17 protein-coding genes are annotated in these 19,904 nt (G+C 73.4%); 4 read left to right on the top strand and 13 right to left on the bottom strand.

Annotation, left to right across the window (positions count from 1 at the left end; translation table 11 throughout):
• Positions 1–539 precede the first annotated feature (539 nt).
• Positions 540–2,483, top strand: a complete 1,944-nt coding sequence (locus tag QMK28_RS09010) for a protein kinase domain-containing protein (RefSeq protein ID WP_326436508.1) — start codon at positions 540–542, stop codon at positions 2,481–2,483.
• 271 nt (positions 2,484–2,754) lie between these two features.
• On the opposite strand, the gene QMK28_RS09005 is transcribed toward QMK28_RS09010, so the two are convergent.
• Positions 2,755–4,038 carry an adenylosuccinate synthase gene (locus QMK28_RS09005; protein ID WP_326436507.1) on the bottom strand — a complete coding sequence of 428 codons (1,284 nt, stop codon included), beginning with the start codon at positions 4,036–4,038 and terminating at the stop codon, positions 2,755–2,757.
• Between the two features lie 175 nt (positions 4,039–4,213).
• Here QMK28_RS09005 and QMK28_RS09000 point away from each other — a divergent pair, with 175 nt between their 5' ends.
• The gene (locus QMK28_RS09000) at positions 4,214–5,284 is read left to right on the top strand and encodes a hypothetical protein (RefSeq protein ID WP_443050592.1); all 1,071 of its coding nucleotides are present in this window, start codon (positions 4,214–4,216) and stop codon (positions 5,282–5,284) included.
• A gap of 69 nt (positions 5,285–5,353) precedes the next feature.
• Here the strand turns inward: QMK28_RS09000 and QMK28_RS08995 are convergent, their stop codons facing one another.
• The 8 genes from QMK28_RS08995 to QMK28_RS08960 all read right to left on the bottom strand — a co-directional run bounded on the left by QMK28_RS08995 (position 5,354) and on the right by QMK28_RS08960 (position 14,460).
• Positions 5,354–5,554 (bottom strand): hypothetical protein, encoded by a 201-nt coding sequence (locus QMK28_RS08995; RefSeq protein WP_326436505.1) that lies wholly within the window; start codon positions 5,552–5,554, stop codon positions 5,354–5,356.
• Positions 5,555–5,955: 401 nt separating this feature from the next.
• Positions 5,956–7,770 carry a hypothetical protein gene (locus QMK28_RS08990; RefSeq protein WP_326436504.1) on the bottom strand — a complete coding sequence of 605 codons (1,815 nt, stop codon included), beginning with the start codon at positions 7,768–7,770 and terminating at the stop codon, positions 5,956–5,958.
• 270 nt (positions 7,771–8,040) lie between these two features.
• Complete coding sequence (locus QMK28_RS08985) at positions 8,041–8,739, bottom strand: response regulator transcription factor (RefSeq protein WP_326436502.1); 699 nt, start codon at positions 8,737–8,739, stop codon at positions 8,041–8,043.
• Positions 8,736–10,175 (bottom strand): sensor histidine kinase, encoded by a 1,440-nt coding sequence (locus QMK28_RS08980; protein ID WP_326436501.1) that lies wholly within the window; start codon positions 10,173–10,175, stop codon positions 8,736–8,738. Before QMK28_RS08980 ends, QMK28_RS08985 begins: the two co-directional genes overlap by 4 nt.
• Positions 10,176–10,427: 252 nt before the next feature.
• Positions 10,428–11,354, bottom strand: a complete 927-nt coding sequence (locus QMK28_RS08975; protein ID WP_443050599.1) for an alpha/beta hydrolase family protein — start codon at positions 11,352–11,354, stop codon at positions 10,428–10,430.
• Positions 11,355–11,508: 154 nt separating this feature from the next.
• Positions 11,509–12,906, bottom strand: coding sequence for a kynureninase (locus QMK28_RS08970; protein WP_326436500.1), 1,398 nt, complete (start codon positions 12,904–12,906; stop codon positions 11,509–11,511).
• Positions 12,899–13,756: a tryptophan 2,3-dioxygenase family protein gene (locus tag QMK28_RS08965; protein WP_443050591.1), complete on the bottom strand. Its 858-nt coding sequence runs from the start codon at positions 13,754–13,756 to the stop codon at positions 12,899–12,901. Before QMK28_RS08965 ends, QMK28_RS08970 begins: the two co-directional genes overlap by 8 nt.
• Positions 13,757–14,046: 290 nt before the next feature.
• Positions 14,047–14,460, bottom strand: coding sequence for a DUF3151 domain-containing protein (locus QMK28_RS08960; protein WP_326436498.1), 414 nt, complete (start codon positions 14,458–14,460; stop codon positions 14,047–14,049).
• Positions 14,461–14,565: 105 nt separating this feature from the next.
• On the opposite strand from QMK28_RS08960, the gene QMK28_RS08955 reads away from it, so the two are divergent.
• Positions 14,566–14,820, top strand: a complete 255-nt coding sequence (locus tag QMK28_RS08955) for a type II toxin-antitoxin system Phd/YefM family antitoxin (RefSeq protein ID WP_326436497.1) — start codon at positions 14,566–14,568, stop codon at positions 14,818–14,820.
• Complete coding sequence (locus QMK28_RS08950) at positions 14,817–15,257, top strand: PIN domain-containing protein (protein ID WP_326436496.1); 441 nt, start codon at positions 14,817–14,819, stop codon at positions 15,255–15,257. Before QMK28_RS08955 ends, QMK28_RS08950 begins: the two co-directional genes overlap by 4 nt.
• Here QMK28_RS08950 and QMK28_RS08945 read toward each other — a convergent pair.
• From QMK28_RS08945 to QMK28_RS08930, 4 genes are all read right to left on the bottom strand, one after another.
• A complete protein-coding gene (locus tag QMK28_RS08945) occupies positions 15,254–16,804 on the bottom strand; it encodes an MFS transporter (protein ID WP_326436495.1) in 1,551 nt (516 codons plus the stop codon). The two genes, QMK28_RS08950 and QMK28_RS08945, sit on opposite strands and share 4 nt — an antisense overlap.
• Positions 16,805–16,910: 106 nt before the next feature.
• Positions 16,911–17,933 (bottom strand): class II fructose-bisphosphate aldolase, encoded by a 1,023-nt coding sequence (fbaA, locus tag QMK28_RS08940; RefSeq protein WP_326436494.1) that lies wholly within the window; start codon positions 17,931–17,933, stop codon positions 16,911–16,913.
• A 252-nt stretch (positions 17,934–18,185) separates the two neighbouring features.
• Entirely contained in the window at positions 18,186–18,725 is a 540-nt protein-coding gene (pyrE, locus tag QMK28_RS08935; protein WP_326436493.1) for an orotate phosphoribosyltransferase, read from the bottom strand.
• 201 nt (positions 18,726–18,926) lie between these two features.
• On the bottom strand, positions 18,927–19,799 hold the full coding sequence (locus QMK28_RS08930; RefSeq protein WP_443050589.1) for an aldose epimerase family protein: 873 nt from the start codon (positions 19,797–19,799) through the stop codon (positions 18,927–18,929).
• Positions 19,800–19,904: the final 105 nt, after the last annotated feature.

The raw sequence follows: 19,904 nt of genomic DNA, 5'->3' as shown, positions 1-19,904 counted from the left end.
TGGCGCAGGCGTTGTCGTCCCAGCGGGCTTCCTGCGCGGACGGCCGCTCGTGGCGTGTGGCCGACGGCACAGCCAGGAGGCACTACCACTGACGGGCGTCTAGACGATCAGGGCCGGCTCAGCTCCGCCGGTTTTCATTCGGGCCCCGGTCTGAGGGAGATTCTCCCCCCACCTGGCTGTCTCCTCGCTCCGTGTGGACACCAGCCGGCCGGTCGCCTCCGCCGCCTGCGCTGACATCACGCTGCGCCCGCACCGGCGCCCTCACCTGCGCCCGCTCGGCCATCCGGCAGCTGCAGCAGCAGGTCCTCGCTCAGTTCCCCGATTCGCTCCATCGTCTCGATCGGGGCGAACCAGCGCAACTCAGTCGCGATTCCCAGACCTTCGGCGGCCTCCCGGCCCACCCCACCCCGCCGTTCACTCGTTCGGGGCCGGAGTGCCCAACATCGGAACCGGGTAACAGATCGGCTGCGTCGTCACTTTCGTCCGCACCGACGGATATTCTCCGCCGTGTGCGACTCGGGGGAAGGGGTGGCGACGGAATGGACAGACTGGGACCTGGAGATCCAGGCAAACTCGGTGCGTATCGGCTGCTCGGCAGGCTTGGCGAGGGCGGCATGGGCCGGGTCTACCTGGCCCGGAGCGATCGGGGCCGTACGGTCGCGGTCAAGCTGGTCCGCGAGGAACTGGCCCGGCAGGAGGAGTTCCGGAGCCGGTTCCGGCAGGAGGTGCGGGCCGCGCTGCGGGTCGGCGGCGAGTGGACCGCGCCGGTCCTCGACGCGGACACCGAGGCCGACGTGCCCTGGGTCGCGACGGGATACGTCGCGGGCCCGTCGCTGCACCAGGTCGTCGCCGCGGACCACGGGCCGCTGCCCGAACGGACCGTGCGCATCCTGGCCGCCGGTCTCGCGCGCGCCCTGCAGGCGATTCACGGCACCGGGATCATCCACCGCGACCTCAAGCCGTCCAATGTGCTGCTGACCATCGACGGGCCGCGGGTCATCGACTTCGGCATCGCGCGTGCCCTGGAGGTGTCCGCCGCGGACGGCGGCCTGACCACGACCGGAGCGGCGGTCGGCTCGCCCGGCTTCATGTCGCCGGAACAGGTGCGCGGCGAACCGCTGACGGCCGCGAGCGACGTGTTCTGCCTGGGCTCCGTCCTCGCGTACGCGGCGACGGGCAGGACGCCGTTCGGGACGGTCGACAGCGGGGTGCACGCGCTGATGTACCGCATCGCGCAGGAGACCCCGGACCTGGAGGCGTTGCCGGAAGGGCTGCGGGAGTTGATCGCGGCGTGCCTCACCAAGGAGCCGGGCGTCCGGCTGACGCCCGCTCAGGTGCTGGAGCGTACGAGGCCGGACGCCGATCCGAGCGACGAGCCGTGGCTGCCGGGCACGCTGATCGCGCGGCTCGGGCGGCACGCGGTCGAGCTGCTGGAGGCGGAGAACCCGAGGAGCGATACGGACGGGGCCGGTTCACCGCTCGCGCAGGGCGCGGGCCCGGCGTCCGCCTCCGGGGGCGCGGCGCTCGCCGGAGCGGGGCAGCCCGCGACACCGGGAGCAGGACCAGGGTCGGGAGCCGGATCGGGATCGGCGTTGACCTGGGATGCCGCCACCGGCGCGGGCCCGCAGGGGCGACACCCCGCACAGCCGGGCCAGTTCGGGCCGCCCCGCTATCCCGGTCCGCGGGACCTGCACGACCTGCCGACCATGTACGCGGCGGGAGCGGCGGGCACCGCACCCGCGTCGCAGAACCCGGCGCACACCCCGCCGCACCCGCCCGGGGCCACGCCCTCCGGCGGCTACGGAACCATGCCGCCCAGCGCCGGTTACGGCTACCCGAACCCCGGCGGCTACGGCACCCCCGGCGGCATACGGACCCCGCCGCCCACCCCGCAGCCCGGCTACGTCTACGCGCAGCCCACCCCCGAGCCCAGCCGGCGGGGCGGTGCGCTGCTGATGGTGCTGGTCGCGCTCGTGCTGGCGCTCGGGGGCGGAGCCGTCGCGTATCTGCTGCTGAGCGACGGCGACAAGCAGCAGACCGCGCAGGCCAAGCCCCCCAAGTCCGCGCAGCGGGACAATGCCGCCTCCGGCGCGCCGGGGTCGGCGAATGACGATGACGCTTCGAAGACTCCGAAACCCGAGGCGGACGGCAGCCTGCCGTCCGAGTACGTCGGCACCTGGCAGGCGAACGTCGGCAGCACCGACTCCGACACCAGTCAGCTCACGGTCACCAAGGGCGGGGTCGGCGACACGGTCCTCTCCGTGGTCGCCGAAGGGCCGAACTACCACTGCGAGTTCGAGGCCGATCTGACGGCCGTCGGGCCGCCGGTCGAGCTGGGCCCGTCGACCGTGACGTCCAAGACGTCCGACGAGTCCTGCAAGCCGGGCGTCGGCTCCACGCTGGAGCTGACCGAGGGCGGTTCGCTGCGCCGGACGCTCACCGGGAGCGACCGGCCGCCGCTGACGTACGCCCGGAGCAGCTGAGCGGAGCGGATCAGGGAACAGCTCAGGAGCGGCCGGGCGGGGCTCCCGGATGCGGCGGGGCCGCCGCGTGCGGGTGCCCCGCCGGATACGGCGAGTCCCGGCCCGCGGCTCTCACCGCGGACCGGGACTCGTACGCCGCACACCCCCGTACGGCCTCACACCCCGCCCGGCGACGGCGGGCTGCGGTGTGCGGCGGTGTGCGGCGGTGTGCGGCGACAGCCACGACTCAAGCCGAGCCCGCCGCCGCACACCGCGACCCCAACCCGTCACCTCAGATGAACGAGTTGATCTCGATCGTCTCGGTGCGGCCGGGGCCGACGCCGATCGCGGAGATCCGCGCGCCCGACATCTCCTCCAGCGCCTTCACATACGCCTGCGCGTTCTTCGGCAGGTCGGCGAAGGTCTTCGCCTTGGTGATGTCCTCGGACCAGCCCGGCAGCATCTCGTAGATCGGCTTCGCGTGGTGGAAGTCGCTCTGGCTGTACGGGAGTTCCTCGACCCGCTTGCCGTCGATCTCGTACGCGACGCACACCGGGATCTGGTCCCAGCCGGTCAGCACGTCGAGCTTCGTCAGGAAGAAGTCGGTGAGGCCGTTGACCCGGGTCGCGTAGCGCGCGATGACCGCGTCGAACCAGCCGCAGCGCCGGTCGCGCCCGGTGGTGACGCCGCGCTCGGCGCCGATGCGCCGCAGCGCCTCTCCGTCATCATCGAACAGTTCCGTCGGGAACGGGCCCGCACCGACGCGCGTGGTGTATGCCTTGAGGATGCCGATGACCCGGCTGATCTTCGTCGGGCCGACGCCGGCACCGGTGCAGGCTCCGCCCGCGGTCGGGTTCGACGAGGTGACGAAGGGGTACGTGCCGTGATCGACGTCGAGGAGCGTGCCCTGACCGCCCTCGAAGAGGACGACCTTCCCGTCGTCGATGGCGTCGTTCAGGATCAGCGACGTGTCGGCGACGAAGCCCTTGAGCTGCCCCGCGTACCCGAGCAGCTCCTCCACGACCTGCTCGGCCGCGATGGCCCGACGGTTGTAGAGCTTGGCGAGCACCTGGTTCTTGAAGTCGAGGGACGCCTCGACCTTCTGCAGCAGGATCGACTCGTCGAACAGGTCCTGGACCCGGATGCCGACGCGGTTGATCTTGTCGGCGTACGTCGGGCCGATGCCGCGGCCCGTGGTGCCGATCTTCCGCTTGCCGAGGAAGCGTTCCGTCACCTTGTCGACCGTGGTGTGGTACGGCGTGATCAGATGCGCGTTACCGCTGAGCAGGAGCTTGGACGTGTCGACGCCGCGCTCGTTCAGTCCGCTCAGCTCGGAGAGCAGGACCGCCGGGTCGACCACGACACCGTTGCCGATGACCGGGGTACACCCCGGCGAGAGGATGCCGGAAGGGAGCAGATGCAGCGCGTACTTCTGGTCACCTACGACAACCGTGTGGCCGGCGTTGTTGCCGCCCTGGTAACGGACGACATAGTCCACGGAGCCACCGAGCAGATCGGTGGCCTTTCCCTTACCCTCGTCACCCCACTGAGCACCGAGCAGCACAAGTGCGGGCACAGGCGTACACCCCTTCCGGAGGGGGCATGTCCAACGTGCGAAGCGGCGCGCGCACAGCGTTTAGCGGTACGCATCGCCAATAAGCGCGTCGAACCGGTGCCCCGGATAGACGAAGCCCCTGGCGCAATAGCGACAGGGGCTCTTGCACCGAGAGATTACCTGAGGAAGGACCGAGGTGTCGGCTCAGCATCATGGGCAACCTCCGCCGGACTCCGATCAGGGGCGCCCCCTGCTCGTTGTCATCGACCCGGTCGCCCGGCGTACGGACGGCGAATCCGTGCGGATCGCGAAGGATGTGCTGTGCGCCGGCGCGTCCGCGAAAATTTGTCTGCCGGACGGTCCCGAGGAGGCCGCGCGGGCTCTCGCCCGCCGGGGTAATCGCCGTCCGGTGGTCATCGGCGACGACCGCGCCCTGCTGCGCGCCGTGGCGCTGCTGCACCGGGACCGGGCGCTGACCGACGCGACGCTGGCGCTGATCCCGATCGGCGCGACGCCGACGGTCGCGCTGGCGCGCGCGCTCGGCGTGCCCACCGGCGCGGTGGCCGCCGCGCGCGCCGTACTCGACGGCGTCGACAAGCAGCTCGACCTGCTGGTGGACGACAGCGGCGGAGTGGTCCTCGGCGGGCTGCGCATCCCCGCGCTGCCCCCGTCGTCGGCGGACCGGACCGCGCACCAGCCCTGGTGGGCCCCGTCCGTACGGACCTACCGGACGCTCGTGCGGACCCTGTCTGGCCCGGTGCCGGTGCTCGGCTCACTGCCGGGCGTACGGCGCGCCGCGGACGACGGCGGCGGCGAGGAGCGGCCGGGCGGGCCGGCCGGGCTGCCCGCCCCCGCGGGGCCCGAGCGCAACGGCCACGGCCCGTCGTCGCAGCGGCTGCGGATCGAGGCGGACGGCGTGCTGCTGATCGACCTCGACCGGGCGGTGGAGGACATCGCGGTCTCCACCTCGGGGCTGGCCCCGGCGATGCGCGGCGGGAGCGACGGGTACGGCGACGGCAGCGGCGGGAGCGATGACGCGAGCGGTGCTGACGGCAGCGGCGGCGGGCTGGTCCACGTCTCGATCCGGTGGCGTCCGGACGGCGACCGTGCGGGCATCGCGCAGACGATGACCGCGCGGGCCCGGTCCCTCACCGTCTCGGGGCCTGACTTCCACTACCGGGCGGACGCGATAGTGGGCGGCCCGGTCCGCGCCCGTACCTGGACGGTCCAGCCGGGAGCCTGGCGGCTCACGCTGCCCAAGGGCTGAGGGCTGACTGCCGGCCTGAGGGCTGACGGGGCGGCCTCCGGGGGCCGGGCGCCCGGGGAGCCCTGCCCGTCAGTCCGGAAAGACCTGCTCCCGGTGCACCCGCCAGCGCTCCATCACGCCTTCGAGTTCCTTGTCCAGGAACTCGAAGAAGGCGAGGGTCTCGGACAGCCGGCGGCCGGCCGGGGAGTCGGCGCCGGCCTCGCCGCCGCCGTGCTCGGCCTCGCGTTCGTGCTGCGCGCGGCGGGCGACGCGGCGCGGGACGCGTCCCACGGCCCCAGCTCGCCGCTGGTCTGGCGCTCGCCGGTCGGCTGGCTCTCGCCGGTCGGCTGGGCCGAGAACACCCGCGCCTTCGCTGACGAGCGCTGGTGGGTCCTGCTGCTGCCGCTCGCCCTCACCGCCCTCGCCACCGCCGCCGCGTACACCCTGGCGGGCCGCCGCGACATCGCCGCCGGCTTCCTGCCGGACCGCCCGGGGCCCGCGACCGCCTCCGCCGCCCTCAGCGGCCCGTACGGACTCGCCTGGCGGCTCCAGCGCGGCACCCTGCTGGGCTGGACCATCGGCTTCGCGGTCGCGGGCGCGATCTTCGGCGCGATCGCGGACGGCGCGGCGCAGCGCGGCGGTCGTAAGCCACGTAGGTGCAGGAGGAACCGGCCGGCAGCCGCGCTGCCGGTTCAGACCGCGCCGGTCGTACCCGCTGCCGTACCCGCCGCGCCCGCCGTGCGCAGCGCCTGGAGGCGGCGCTGCGCGGCCTCCAGCGCGCCCTGTTTGCGGCCCGGGACGCGACGGCGCAACGCGATGAGATCCGGGGCCAGTTCCCTGGCCCGGACCGGGTCGGTCACCTGCTGCCACTGATGGTGCGCGCGGTCCACGGCCCCCTCGACATCCGGATCGCCCGGCGCCTGCCCGCAACTGAGCCGTATGGCGGCCACGGCCGCCCACAGCTCCGCCGACCGGGCCGTCTCCCCCGCCAGCCGGGCGAGTTCGGCCCGCACCTCGATCCACAGCGCCACTTCCAGCGAGTTCGCCCCGTGCCGGCGCAGCGCCTGCTGCTCCCAGGCCGAGACCATGTCGGCCGCCTCGTTGCGCCGCCCGGCCCGTGCCGTGGCCAGGATCGCCGTCAGCGGATTCTCCGGCGCGGCACGCGGGACGCGCTGCCCGCGCGCGCTCTGCCCGGCCGCCGGGGACGCCACGTCGGGCGCGTGCAGGGGGACGGGCGGCAGCGGGCGAACTGCCTGTACGGGGGCGGGCGGCGGAGGCGGGGATGCGGCTCGGGACGGGGCCGGGGGCGCGGCTCGGACTGCGGCGAGTGCCGCGCCTACGGCGGCACCGGACGTCGGGGCGGGGGCGGGAGCAGGTACGGATGAGGGGCTGCCGCCGGCGAGGGAGGAGGCCGGTTCGGGCGTACGTACAGGCGGCTGCGCGGGCTCGGCATCCCGTGCCGGAGGGCGCACTTCGTCGGCCGGTACCGGGGCCGGCGCAGGGATCGGGAGCAGGACCGGGAGGGGGGCCGGGAGGGGGAGCGGGACCGGGAGCGGGACCGGGAGGGGGGCGGTCGGGGCTGACGCCCGGACGTAGCCGGGGGCCAGGGCCGGAACCTCAGCCGAAGCCGGGCTCCGGGGCGGACGCTCACCCTGATCAGCGTGATCGGCCTGATCGGAGTACCCGTACCGGCGCTCGGCCGTATGCCCGTCCGCGTGCTCAGTCCTGCGGCTGCGGCTACTGCTGTCGTAGCCGTCAGCGCCTCCCGGCGCGTCGCCGGCCGCGTCGCAGTGATCGCCCCACCCCGGTCCCCTACCCCCAGCCGGCGAAGGCTCCGCCGCCAGCAGCAGGGCGTCCGTGTCGGCCAATCCCGCCTCGGCCACCGCCTCCTGGTGCAGCCGCTCCAGCGGGGGCCGCGCGGACGCGCCGCGCAGCGAGCGGGCGAGGGCACGGCTGTACTCGGGAGCCGCTATACGGCGTCTGACCGGCGGCGGCGACAGCACCCCGTACACCGCCACGCCCGCTTCCAGCAGCTCCGTTTCGAGCCGCAGTTCACCGACCCGCTTCCATACGGCCGGGTCGGCCACCAGGTCCGCCAGCACCACGGTGCTGCCGGGCGCGCGCTCGCGCAGCTCGGCGGCCAGCCAGTGCCAGGGCAGTGCGGTGTAGCGCGTCGTGGCGGGCGTCGTCCGGGCGAGGGCGAGGTGCGGGCGGAGTTGCCTGGGGTCCACGGTGAGCTGTCCGGCCAGGTGGACGACGAGCGGTCCCGGGGTGGCGGCGGCGGTCCGCAGGTGGGTCAGCACCGCGTTCGGGTCGGTGGGGTCGACGAGTTGCACGACGCTCGCGCCGGCGCCCGTCTCGGTGTTCCCGGTCAGTACGCCCGGCGGGACGGCCGCGAGCGCGGGCAGTGCGGCGACGGCGTCCATCAGCCGGTGCCTGCCGACCGGGGCCGCCGCGATGAGCAGTGCGTACCCCTGCCCGCCCGCGTCCGCGCCATAGCTGCCCATGGCCCCACGGTATCTGCTGCGGCGCGCGCCGCCGCTGCCCCGTCGGGAGGCGGGCGGCGGGATGGCGACGGGGCGACGGCGGGACGACGGCAGGACGACCCGCCGCCGCCTCCCCGTGAACTCCCGCTGGACTCCCCCTGGTCCCCCGAACTCCGCCCAGCCACCCGGGCCTCAGCCACCCGGGCCTCAGCAGCCCGGTCCCAGCCGCCGGGCCTCAACCGCCCGGCCTCAGCCGCCCGCCGTCCCTCACCCGGCGTCACCCGCCCGCCCTCACCCGCCCGGCGTGACCAACCGGGCCTCGTACGCGAAGACGGCCGCCTGCGTGCGGTCCCGCAGCCCCAGCTTGACCAGGACCCGGCTGACATGGGTCTTCACCGTCGATTCGGCGACGACCAGATGCCCGGCGATCTCCAGGTTCGAACGGCCCTGGGCGACCAGGACGAGGACTTCCGTCTCGCGCTCGGTGAGATCCCTGATGCGGTCCTGCGCGGGCGGGCGCGGCTCCCCCAGCCGGGAGAATTCGGCGATCAGCCGCTTGGTGACGGTCGGCGCGAGCAACGCGTCGCCGGCGGCCACGATCCGTACCGCGTCGGCGAGTTGACGGGCCGACGCGTCCTTGAGGAGGAAGCCGCTGGCCCCGGCGCGCAGCGCTTGGTAGACGTACTCGTCCAGGTCGAAGGTGGTCAGCACGAGGACCTTCGCGGCGGCGTCGGCGGCCACGATCTCGCGGGTCGCCTCCAGGCCGTTGACCTCGGGCATCCGGATGTCCATCAGGACGACGTCGGGGCGCAGCGCGGCGACCTGGGCGATGGCCTCGCGGCCGTCCACGGCTTCGCCGACGACCTCGATGTCGTGCTGAGCGCCGAGCAGGACGGAGAAGCCCTCGCGGACCATGATCTGGTCGTCGACGATCAGGACGCGGATGGAGGGTGTCGTCGTAGGGGTCGCGGAGGATGGCGTCGTGGTCATGCGCCGGCCCCGTTCGAGTCGTCCTTCGACAGCCAAGCGCGCGGCGCCTCTCGCGGCGCTTCGCGCGGAGCGTCCTGCACCGCGTCGTCGGGCGAGGCGGCCGGGGCGGGGACGACCGGGATGAACACGGCGACCTCGAAGCCGCCGTCCCGCGTCGACTCCGCCGTCATCTCACCGGCCAGCATCGCCACCCGCTCCCGCATGCCGAGCACCCCGTGCCCGGCGCCGGGCGACGGCTGGACCTCGCCGGTGGGCGCGCCGTTGACGATGCGCAGCCCGAGGCCGCCGAGTACGTACGAGATCTCGACCCGCGCCTCGGAGCCCGGCGCGTGCCGCAGCGCGTTGCTCAGCGCCTCCTGCACGATCCGGTACGCCGACAGCTCGACGCCCTGCGGCAGCGGCCGGACCGCGCCGGTCGTCACCGAGTCGACGCTCAGCCCGGCCGCCCTGACGTTGACGAGCAGCGTGTCCAGGGTCGCGAGGGTGGGCTGAGGGGCTTCGGGGCCGTCGTCGGCGAAGCCGTCCGGGTTCTCGGACCGTACGACGCCGAGCACCCGGCGCAGCTCGGTGAGGGCGGCGACCGCGTTCTCCCGGATGGTCGCGAAGCTCCGGGTCAGCTCCGGGGGCGGGTTGTCCACCCGGTACGGGGCGGCTTCGGCCTGGATGGCGATGACGGACATGTGGTGCGCCACGACATCGTGCAGCTCGCGGGCGATGGTCGCGCGCTCTTCGAGGAGCGTGCGGCGGGAGCGCTCCTCAGCCGTGACGACCTCCTTCTCGACGACCTGCTGGCGTGCGTAGAGCCAGCCCCTGGAGGCGACGACGGCGAGCAGCGCCCAGGCGCTGAACATCGCCATGGGCGCCACGTTCGAGTCGTACGAGCCGCTGAGCGTCTGTACGCAGACGCCGAAGGCGAGGGTGATCAGCCACATCTCGGCGGCGACGCGCGGCCGGGAGCGGAGCGCCACCAGGAACATCACGGTGAGGTGCGAGACGAAACCGGCGGCGGACCATGGCCAGAGGTCGAGGCCGCCGTAACTGCCGGCGAAGTTCGGGACGATCGCCATGAAGGCTGTCGCGGCGAGCGACAGCCACCAGGCCCCGACCGGCCGGAACAGCGTGACGATGACCGGGACCGCCACGACGATCCCGAGGATCAGCTTCAGGAGGCTCCCGACGCCCCCGAAGTTCGACTTCGTCACCTCGACCATCAGCAGCATGAGGGCGAAGAACACGATGGCCGCGTGCGGAAGCCACTCCGCGAACCCCCGGGCGGGCTCCGAGAGACGGCGCAGCACCGGGCCGTCGGTCCGCCTCTGCGGCAGCGGCCGAAAGGCGAAGACGTCGGTGAAGAGGTCCTGCTTCAGGCCCAGGATCGCGCTGCGGACCATACGGAGCTCGGTCCGCGGGTCGCTGATGGGGCTGGTGTCGGTCATGGGTCAACGGTAAGCAGCGCGGGGGTCGACAGCGTCACCAGTGGTGCGGATATCCGCTGGTCCTACTCAAGGACTACGGAGCGGGTCCAGGGGCCATGACCTGCGGATTGTGGGTGGCGGCGGATGCCGGTGGGTGCTCGGCACCACTGCGGGCTGCGGGCAGCCATGCCCCGTAACCCGGCCCGCCGACCCGGCCCGCCGACGCGGCCCGGCCACCAAGCCCCTCCACCAAGCCCGGCCACCCCGCCCCGCCTACCAAGCCAGCTGCGCGATCTCCTCGACCACGATCGCGCACGCGTCCGCGCCGGGGTCGATCAGCGCGAAGTGTCCGACGCCCTCCAGGACGGTCAGCTGCACCACCTCGCCGTGCACCGCCGCCCCGTCGGCGAAGCGCTCCGAGATCTCCAGCGGGACGGCGATGTCCGCCCGGCCGTGCACGATCGCCGTCGCGGTTCCCGAGGGGAGCAGCGCCCGCGGGTCGACGTGGCGGAGGCGGGCGGGCCCGGTCTCGGGGCCGCCGAGGAACTGCTGCACGGCCCCGCCGCAGACGCCCAGCCGGACGGCGGATTCGAAGTCCGCGAGCGGGGCGAGCGCGACGACGCCTCGCAGTGGCGTCGGGACGGCCAGGTGCCAGGGGAGGTCCTCGGGCAGTTCCTGGCGCGCCGCGGCCCAGAGCGCGAGGTGGCCGCCGGCGGAATGGCCGCTGAGCACCACCCGGCGCGGGTCCACGACACCCGGCCCGAGCGCCTGGAGGGCCAGCGCGGGTACGGCGTCCACCGCGGCGGCGACGTCGTCCAGCGTCTCGGGGTAGCGGCCCGCGAGGGGCGGGCCGCCGCTGGGCGTAGGGGTCGAGGGGTCGGCCCCGCGCCGGTACTCGACGGAGGCGACGGCGAAGCCGTGCCCCGCCAGGTGCGCGGCGAGCGGCGAGATGTGCTCACGGTCGTACGGGGCGCGCCACGCGCCGCCGTGCAGCAGCACGACGAGCGGCACCGGCCCGCCGCCGCCGATCCCGGTTCCGGCGCGCGGCCGGTAGAAGTCGATCACCTGGTCGGGGTGCTCGCCGTACGCGGCGGTCGCGTCCGGGGCGACGGGCGGGTGCGCGAACACAGCCGCCTCCTCGGCCTCGGAGCTCGCCGTCACGGCGGCCGAGGCGGGTATCGCCGCCGATGATGATGAGATCGAGGCTGCGGCCGGGGCTACGGCCGCAGCCGGCCCCGGAGCCGAACCCGGACCCGGACCCTGGCCCGGTGCCTGAGCCCGGCTCCGGGCTGCCGCGCCGGCCGACCTCCCGGCCGCCGGCCGCTCGCGTTCCCGCTGTTCCTCGGGCATGGAACTACCTCGCGTCCAGAAGTACATCCGCCAGCACGCGTGCCGCGCGCTGGGCGTCGGTGAAGCTCGTATAGAGCGGGGTGAAGCCGAAACGGAGCACGTCCGGCCGGCGGAAGTCGCCGACGCCGCCGCGCCGGATCAGCTCCGCCATGACGTCCCCCGCCGCCGCGCCCTCGCCACCGCACCGCAGCGAGACCTGGCTGCCGCGCTGCGCGTGACCGGCCGGGGTGAGTGGCTCGACGTAGCCGGGGGGTACGAGTTCGGCGACGGCCCGCAGGAAGAAGTCCGTCAGAGCCAGGCTCTTGGCGCGTACGGCCTCGATGGACACGCCGTCCCACGCGTCGAGGGCCGCGTCGAGCGCGAGCATCGACAGGATGTCCGGCGTGCCGACCCGGCCCCGGGCGGAGCCGTCCGCCGGGGTGTAGGCGGGGTCCATGCCGAAGGGGTCGGCGTGCGAATTCCAGCCGGGGAGCGGGGAGTCGAAGCGGGGTTGCAGCTCGCGCGCCACGTACAGGTAGGCGGGCGAGCCGGGGCCGCCGTTGAGGTACTTGTACGTGCAGCCGATCGCGAAGTCGACGCCGTGCGCGTCGAGTCCGACGGGCAGCGCGCCCGCGCTGTGGCAGAGGTCCCAGACGATCCGGGCCCCGGCCGCGTGCGCGGCGGCGGTCGTGCCGGGCAGGTCGTGCAGGCGGCCGGTGCGGTAGTCGACATGGTTGACGAGCGCGACGGCGACCTCCGCGCCCGCCGGGGAGGCCAGCAGCGCGGCCATCCCGCCGGCCGGTACGGGCTCGATCCGGCAACCCGTCAGGCGGGCGGCGGACTCGGCGATGTAGCCGTCTGTCGGGAAGGTCGCCTCGTCCACGAGGATGACCGTACGGGCGGGGCGGGCGGGGCTGGCCGCCTGGTCCGTACGGGCGGGGCGGGCGAGACGGGCGAGGCCGGCCACCTGGTCCGTACCCGCGACCGGGCGGACGGGCTCAGCGGCGCCGGCGACCCCGTCCGCCTGCGCGATCCGTACCGCCGCCACGACCGCCTTGAAGACGTTGACACTCGTCGAGTCGCCGACCACGACCTGCCCGGCGGCAGCTCCGATCAGCGGCGCGACGCGGTCGCCGATCCGTTCCGGCGCGGTCCACCAGCCGCTCTCGTCCCAGGAGCGGATGCGCAGCTGACCCCACTCGCGCCGGACGACGTCGGCGAGCCGGTCGGCGACGCCGCTGGGCAGCGCGCCGAGCGAGTTGCCGTCGAGGTAAATCGTTTCGTCCAGCTCGAAGCGGTCGCGGATCGAAGCGAGTTCGTCGCCCGCGTCGAGCTTGGCCGCTTCGACCGCAAGCCCCGCGGCAGCGGCCGACGGGGCAGCCGCGGCAGCCGTCGAGGCGTGGCCGGCAGAGACGTCAGACATGGCTGCGCGCCGTCCACAGCTCGGGGAAAACGTTTTTCTGCGCGCGCTTCTCCAGCCAGGCGACGCCCGCCGAGCCGCCCGTGCCGACCTTGGAGCCCATGGCCCGACGGGTCGCGACGAGGTGGTCGTTGCGCCAGCGCCAGACCAGCTCGGCGACCTCGGTAAGGGCTTCGCCCAGCCGCGTCAGCTCGGTCTCCTGGCCCTGCGGGTCGGCCGGGACGGCGTAGATCCGCTGCCAGGCCGCCTCGACGGCGGGGTGTGACTCGTAGCGCTGACTCGGGTCGCGCTCCAGCACCTCGGCGGGGATCTCGTAACCGCGCCGCGCGAGGAGGCGCACCACCTCGTCGTACAGGCTCGGCTCGGTGAGCGCCTTCTCCAGCTCGGCAAGCTCGCGCGGCGCGCCCCGGTGCGGGACGAGCATCGACGCGGACTTCTCGCCGAGCAGGAATTCGAGCCTGCGGTACATCGCGGACTGGAAACCGGAGCCCTCGCCGAGCGCGGAGCGGTACGCGTTGAACTGCCCCGGCGTGAGGTGCGCGAGCGGCTTCCAGGAGGCGTTGAGCGACTCCAGCTCGTACGTGGAGCGCTTCAGCGCGGCCATCGCGGTCGGCAGGTCGTCCTTGCGCAGCGCCTCGGCGGCGGTGTGCCACTCGTGGACGATGACGGTGAACCACAGCTCCATGACCTGGGTGGTGACCAGGAAGACCATCTCGCCGGGGTCGTCGGAGAGCGGCTGCTGAAGGTGGGTGAGGACGGACGCCTGAACGTAATCCTCGTACGGGGTGGTACCCGCGAAGTCGAGGTTCGGGGTCTCCGGACCGGAAGCGGCTTCGGACTCTTGCGACATCATTGGCATTGGCTCCTCGACGGCTCGCCCAGGGTCACTGGGCTTTCCGGAGATCATCTGCGGAGTGCGCTCGTACGGCAAGAGTAGGGCGCTCCGGCGTGCGCCCCGGAGCTCCACCCGGCGCGGGGGCACGGGGGGCGTACGCCGGGGCGCGAACGACGGAACGCCCGCGCTATCGCCGCGCGGGCGTTCTGTCAGCCGGAGGCCGGCCGGGCCGGTTCGATCAGCCCGGCACCTGCCGAGGCGGCCGGATCAGCGGGACGGACCCATGGGGCCGGGCCCGCCGGGCCGGGTCAGCCCAGTGTGTCGGCCGCCGTCGGCGAACTGTCGCGCAGGAAGGACGCGCAGCGCTCGTACTCCTCTTCCTCGCCGATGGACTGCGCGGCGCGGGCGAGCGCGTGCAGCGCGCGCAGGAAGCCGCGGTTCGGCTCGTGCTCGAACGGCACCGGGCCGTGGCCCTTCCAGCCGGCGCGGCGCAGCGAGTCGAGGCCGCGGTGGTACCCGGTGCGGGCGTAGGCGTACGACTCGATGACGCCGCCGTTCTCGAAGGCGTCGTCGGCAAGCTGCGCCCACGCGAGCGAGGAGGTCGGATATTTCGCGGCGACCTCGGCCGGCGGAGTGCCGGCGGCGAGCAGCTCGCGCGGCTCCGGGTCGTCGGGCAGGTGGGTCGGGGGCGGTCCCCCGAGAAGGTCTTGGTGAATGGCCATGGGTTCCAGTCTGCCTGGCCCACGGCCACTCGGGGACCTCCGGGGTACGGGGATGCCGGAACCACCCGCCCGGCCATGTAGGACATCCGTAGTACATTGGGTGCCATGGAGACTGCCACCGCTCGCGAGTTCAACCAGCAGTCCGCGAAAATTCTCGCGGCCGCGGAGCAGGGACGACCCATAGCCGTCACGAAGAACGGGCGTCACATCGCGACCTTGGTGCCGGTAGGCCAAGCCGAGCCGGTGCCCGCGTTCCCCACCGACGCCATGGGGGACGAGGACGACCTGCCGCTGCTCGACGGCCCGGCGGACCTGTCCGCGCGCACCGAGGAGTTCCTGGCCGGAGGGTTCGGCGAGTGACCGTCCCCGTGGCGATCGCCGACACGTCGGCGCTGCTGGCCGTCTTCAACCGCAACGACGCGGAGCACACCGCCTGCCGCAAGGCCAGAGCCGCGATCGGGCATCTGGTGATCTCGCCGATGGTGCTGGCCGAGCTGGACTGTCTGGTCACCAGCCGTGTCAGCGCGGAGGCCGCGCTGACCGTGCTCGACCACATCATGGAGAAGGTCGCTCTGCGGCGGTACGAAGTGCCGGAGGTCTCCCCGCACCTGGCCAGCGCCCGTGCACTGATGGCGCGGCACCAGGACCTGGAGATCGGCCTCACCGACGCGATGAACGCGGCCCTGGCCGCAGAGTTCCGGACCGACGCCGTCTTCACCCTCGACCGCCGGCACTTCCGCACGATCCGCCCGCTCACCGGGCACGGCGGTTTCCGGTTGCTGCCCGACGACCTCTAAATCCCAGGACGCCGGCCGGGCAAAGGATCACCTTTCCGGCTGATCTCTCCGGGATCGAGCGGCGGCGCGGAGACCGCGCAGTGCATCCGGGACGACGGACGGCACTCCTCGCGGATCTCGCCGCGACTCTCGTCCCGTGTGCCGGCCAGCACGTCCGAGCGCACCGTGAACCAGGCGATCACCGCCGCCGCCAGCAGCACCCCCGCGCACATCGGCATCGCCCGCCGGAACGTCTCGCCGAACTCCGACGCCGAGCGGTACGCCTCCGGGCCCATCCCGGCCAGCAGCGGCAGCGCGGCCACCGCCACCAGGCCGCCCGCCCGCGCGACCGCGTTGTTGACCCCGCTGGCCAGCCCCGCCCGGCCGACGTCCACCGAGGCCAGCACCGTCGAGGTCAGCGGCGCGACCAGGGACACCATGCCCATGCCCATCACCACGAGCGCGGGCAGCACGTCCCGCCAGTACACCGACCCCGGCCCGGTCCGCATCATCAGCAGCATGCCCGCAGCGCACAGCAGCGGCCCCACGGTCAGTGGGACGCGCGGCCCGATCCGCTGCCCCAGCTCACCGGAACGGGCGGACAGCAGCAGCATCAGCACGGTCGTCGGCAGCAGCGCGGTGCCGGCCTGGAGCGCGGTGTAGCCGAGCACGACCTGGAGTTGCAGCACCGTCAGGAAGAAGAAGCCGCCGAAGGCCGCGTACACGCACAGCGTCACCAGGTTGACGGCCGTGAACTGCCGGGACGCGAAGATGGACGGCGGCAGCATCGGGTCGGGCCGCCGCCGCTCCACGTACACGAACGCCGCGCCCAGCAGCACCCCGCCGACCGCCGGGCCGATCACGCCCGCCGACGCGCCCTTCCCGGACGCCGAGATCAGCGCGTACGTCAGCGACCCCAGCGCGAGCGCGGCCAGCACCGCCCCCAGCGCGTCGAACCGGCCGTGCGCCCGCGGGTCGCGGGTCTCCGGTACGTGCCGCAGGGCGACCGGCACGCAGACGGCCGCCACCGGCAGGTTGATCAGGAACACCCAGCGCCAGCCGGGACCGTCCACCAGCCAGCCGCCCACGAACGGCCCGATCGCGGCGGCCACCCCGCCGAACCCGGACCAGGCGCCGACCGCCCGCGCCCGCTCGTCCGGGCGGAACGTGGCCTGGATCAGCGCGAGCGAGCCGGGGGTGAGCAGCGCGCCGCCGATGCCCTGGAGCGCGCGGGCGGCGATCAGCACGCCGGCGTTCGGCGCGAGCCCGCACAGCAGCGAGGCCAGCGCGAACCAGACCACGCCGATCACGAAGACCCGCCGCCGCCCGAAGCGGTCCCCGAGCGATCCGCCGAGCAGGATCAGCCCGGCCAGCGTGAGCATGTACGCGTTGACGGTCCACTGGAGCACCGCCAGGTCCGCGTCCAGATCCGCGCCGATCCGGGGCAGCGCGACGTTGACGACGGTGCTGTCCAGCATCGCCATGCCCGAGCCGAGCACGGTCGTCAGCACGATCCAGCGGCCACGGGCTTCGGAGAGCCGGACGCTGCCGGGCGCGGAGTCGGTCATACGGGCGATCCTGCACCCGGCACGCCGAAGGGCCCAATACCCCGGCCGGGATGTTGGGCCCTTCCTGCGCGCGTACGCCGGGCGTCGGCCCGACGTACGCGCGGTGTTACTTGATCTTGGTGCCGGTGGAGCGCAGGTCGCCGCACGCCCGGGTGACGCGGGCGGCCATGCCGGCCTCCGCGAGCTTGCCCCAGGTGCGGGGGTCGTACTGCTTCTTGTTGCCGACCTCGCCGTCGACCTTCAGCACACCCTCGTAGTTGCGCAGGATGTGGTCCGCGACCGGGCGGGTGAAGGCGTACTGCGTGTCGGTGTCGAGGTTCATCTTCACGACGCCGTTCTCCAGCGCGGTGGCGATCTCCTCCTTGGTGGAGCCCGAGCCGCCGTGGAAGACGAAGTCGAACGGCTCCTTCTTGCCGTACTTGGCCGCGATGCCGTCCTGGAGGTCGCGCAGCAGGTCGGGGCGGAGCACGACGTTGCCCGGCTTGTAGACGCCGTGCACATTGCCGAAGGAGGCGGCCAGCAGGTAGCGGCCCTTCTCGCCCAGGCCCAGCGCCTCGGCGGTCCGCTCGACGTCCGAGACGGTGGTGTAGAGGGAGTCGTTGATCTCGTGCGAGACGCCGTCCTCCTCACCGCCGGTCGGGGTGATCTCGACCTCAAGAATGATCTTCGCCGCGACGGCCTCGGCGAGCAGTTCCTGCGCGATGCGCAGGTTGTCGTCCAGGTTCTCCGCCGAGCCGTCCCACATGTGCGACTGGAACAGCGGGCCCATGCCGGCCTGCACGCGCTTCTGCGAGATCGCGATCAGCGGGCGGACGTAGCCGTCGAGCTTGTCCTTCGGGCAGTGGTCGGTGTGCAGCGCGATCGTCGACGGGTACTTCTCGGCGACGATGTGCGCGAACTCGGCGAGCGCGACCGCGCCCGTCACCATGTCCTTGCTGTACTGGCCACCCAGGAACTCCGCACCACCGGTGGAGATCTGGATGATGCCGTCGCTCTCGGCCTCGGCGAAACCGCGGAGGGCGGCGTGCAGAGTCTGGGTCGAGGTCACGTTGATGGCCGGGTAGGCGAACTTTCCTGCCTTGGCCCGGTCGAGCATCTCGTTGTAGACCTCGGGGGTTGCGATCGGCATCTGTCCGCTCCTTGTGATGTGCGGGTGTTCGGACCCTGACCTGGGGGCGACGTCATCGTCGCGCCCATCTTCCCAGACTCGGCCGATTGCTCCACACAGCGCACTCGCGGTCGCACGAACGGGCATGCTTGAGGGGCGGCATGTTTCACGTGAAACATGCCGCCCCTCGAAGAAACGTCCAACTCAAGCCGGATCGGGCCCGGGCCGGGATCGGGCCGGGCCCGCATCGGATCGGACCAGGCCCGGATCGGCTCAGACCAGGTCGAGATCGGCCAGCGAGTACGCCTGGATGTAGGGCAGCCCGGCCTCCGCGATCTTCGGAGCCGCGCCGCGCTCGACGATCACCGCGACGCCGACGACCTCGCCGCCCGCCTCACGCACCGCCTCGACCGCGGTCAGCGGCGAGCCGCCGGTGGTGGAGACGTCCTCGACCACCAGCACCCGGCGGCCCTTCACGTCCGTGCCCTCGATGCGGCGCTGCATGCCGTGCGCCTTGCCCGTCTTGCGTACGACGTAGGCGTCCATCCGCTGCCCGCGCGCGGCGGCGGCGTGCAGCATCGAGGTCGCGACCGGGTCGGCGCCGAGCGTCAGCCCGCCGACCGCGTCGTAGTCGAGGTCGGCGGTCGCGTCCAGCATGACCTGGCCGACCAGCGGCGCGGCCTCGCCGTCGAGGGTGATCCGGCGCAGGTCGATGTAGTAGTCGGCCTCCAGCCCGGAGGAAAGAGTCACCTTGCCGTGGACCACGGCCTTGTCCTTGATCTGCCGCAGCAGGGCGTCACGCGCGTCACTCATACGAAGGAGGTTATCCGCCCTCGCGCGCGGAAAGCGACGCGAGGCGGACTCCGTCCGGGGGCGCCCCTGGTGACGCGACCTTCGGGTGGGCGCCGTCCGTGCGGTCACCGCACAAGCCGGTGCCCCTCCCCGCAAGCTGCGCCCCGTCGCGTCGTCCAGCGCGCACGCTCTTTACGGGGCAGACATTGCCGCTCGCGGCGACTAGAAGCGACGCCAGCTCCACGTCGTCGCGATCTCCAGCGGGTCGATCGGGGTGACCAGGCGCGGCGCGCTGTTGAGGCCGTTGGGCGGGCCGGACTGCGGCTCGACGCACACCGCCTCCGCCTGCTCGTCGTAGACGACGACCCACTCGGCGCGGCTGGCGACGTTCAGCTCCAGTTGCTCCGGCCAGGTCAGCGTCACGTCCACCCCGTCGGGCATCCCGAAGGCGTCGTCCCACGGGCTCGGCAGCGGGTCGATGCGCCGTCCGGTCGGCAGGTGGTCCGCGCCGCGCTCCTCCTGCCAGCCGGGCACGAAGTCGACTTCGACGTCCGCGCCGCCGGTCCCGAGGTTGCGCAGGAACCAGGGGTGCCAGCCCGCCTGGGCCGGGAACGAGTCGGCGGTCGCCTCCACGCCCATGGTGAGCGTGAGCGTGTCCCGAGTCAGTTCGACGAGCTGCGTCACCCGGCCCGGATACGGCCAGGGCTCGGCGAGGTCGTAGGTGAAGGCCGCAGAGACCGCGTCGGCGCGAACGGTCTTCCAGGCCGCGTCGCGGCCGGTGCCGTGGATCGCGTGCGGCGGCGAGTTCACCGGCAGCTGATGGATCCGGCCGCCGTTGCGGAACTGCCCGTTCTGGGTCCGGCCGCACCACGGCACCATCGGGAACGCGCCGTACTTCGCGCCCTGCCGCAGCAGTTCGACGCCGCCGACCCGGAGGCTGCCGATCCGGCAGCCGTTCTCCGGATGGACGCTCACCTCGGCGTCGCCGACCGCCAGCCGTACGCCGGCCGCCGCTCCGCTCCCCGTCCCGGCCCGCTCGCCGGTTCCCGCTCCGGCCCCGGAGGCCGCCGCTTCCGTCGTCTCATGAGTGCTCACGACACCGACCCTACGGCGGTACGGGGCGATGCCGCACGGCGTCCGCCGGCGGTACGGGCCGGGGCGAGCCCAGCCCGGCGCTTCGGCCCCCGCGTCCCGTCAGCG

It is taken from the genome of Streptomyces sp. H27-D2 (assembly GCF_035828615.1).
GTDB lineage: Bacteria > Actinomycetota > Actinomycetes > Streptomycetales > Streptomycetaceae > Streptomyces.
Note: the sequence above shows the minus strand (reverse complement) of the source record. Positions and strands in the feature narration are given on the sequence as shown.

Bases quoted from the DNA above. Each gene is read 5' to 3' on its own strand.
- QMK28_RS09010 (WP_326436508.1), top strand. From the start codon at position 540: ATGGACAGACTGGGACCTGGAGATCCAGGCAAACTCGGTGCGTATCGG.
- QMK28_RS08990 (WP_326436504.1), bottom strand. From the start codon at position 7,770: ATGGGCAGCTATGGCGCGGACGCGGGCGGGCAGGGGTACGCACTGCTC.
- QMK28_RS08985 (WP_326436502.1), bottom strand. From the start codon at position 8,739: ATGACCACGACGCCATCCTCCGCGACCCCTACGACGACACCCTCCATC.
- QMK28_RS08980 (WP_326436501.1), bottom strand. From the start codon at position 10,175: ATGACCGACACCAGCCCCATCAGCGACCCGCGGACCGAGCTCCGTATG.
- QMK28_RS08970 (WP_326436500.1), bottom strand. From the start codon at position 12,906: ATGTCTGACGTCTCTGCCGGCCACGCCTCGACGGCTGCCGCGGCTGCC.
- QMK28_RS08965 (WP_443050591.1), bottom strand. From the start codon at position 13,756: ATGATGTCGCAAGAGTCCGAAGCCGCTTCCGGTCCGGAGACCCCGAAC.
- QMK28_RS08960 (WP_326436498.1), bottom strand. From the start codon at position 14,460: ATGGCCATTCACCAAGACCTTCTCGGGGGACCGCCCCCGACCCACCTG.
- QMK28_RS08955 (WP_326436497.1), top strand. From the start codon at position 14,566: ATGGAGACTGCCACCGCTCGCGAGTTCAACCAGCAGTCCGCGAAAATT.
- QMK28_RS08945 (WP_326436495.1), bottom strand. From the start codon at position 16,804: ATGACCGACTCCGCGCCCGGCAGCGTCCGGCTCTCCGAAGCCCGTGGC.
- fbaA (WP_326436494.1), bottom strand. From the start codon at position 17,933: ATGCCGATCGCAACCCCCGAGGTCTACAACGAGATGCTCGACCGGGCC.
- pyrE (WP_326436493.1), bottom strand. From the start codon at position 18,725: ATGAGTGACGCGCGTGACGCCCTGCTGCGGCAGATCAAGGACAAGGCC.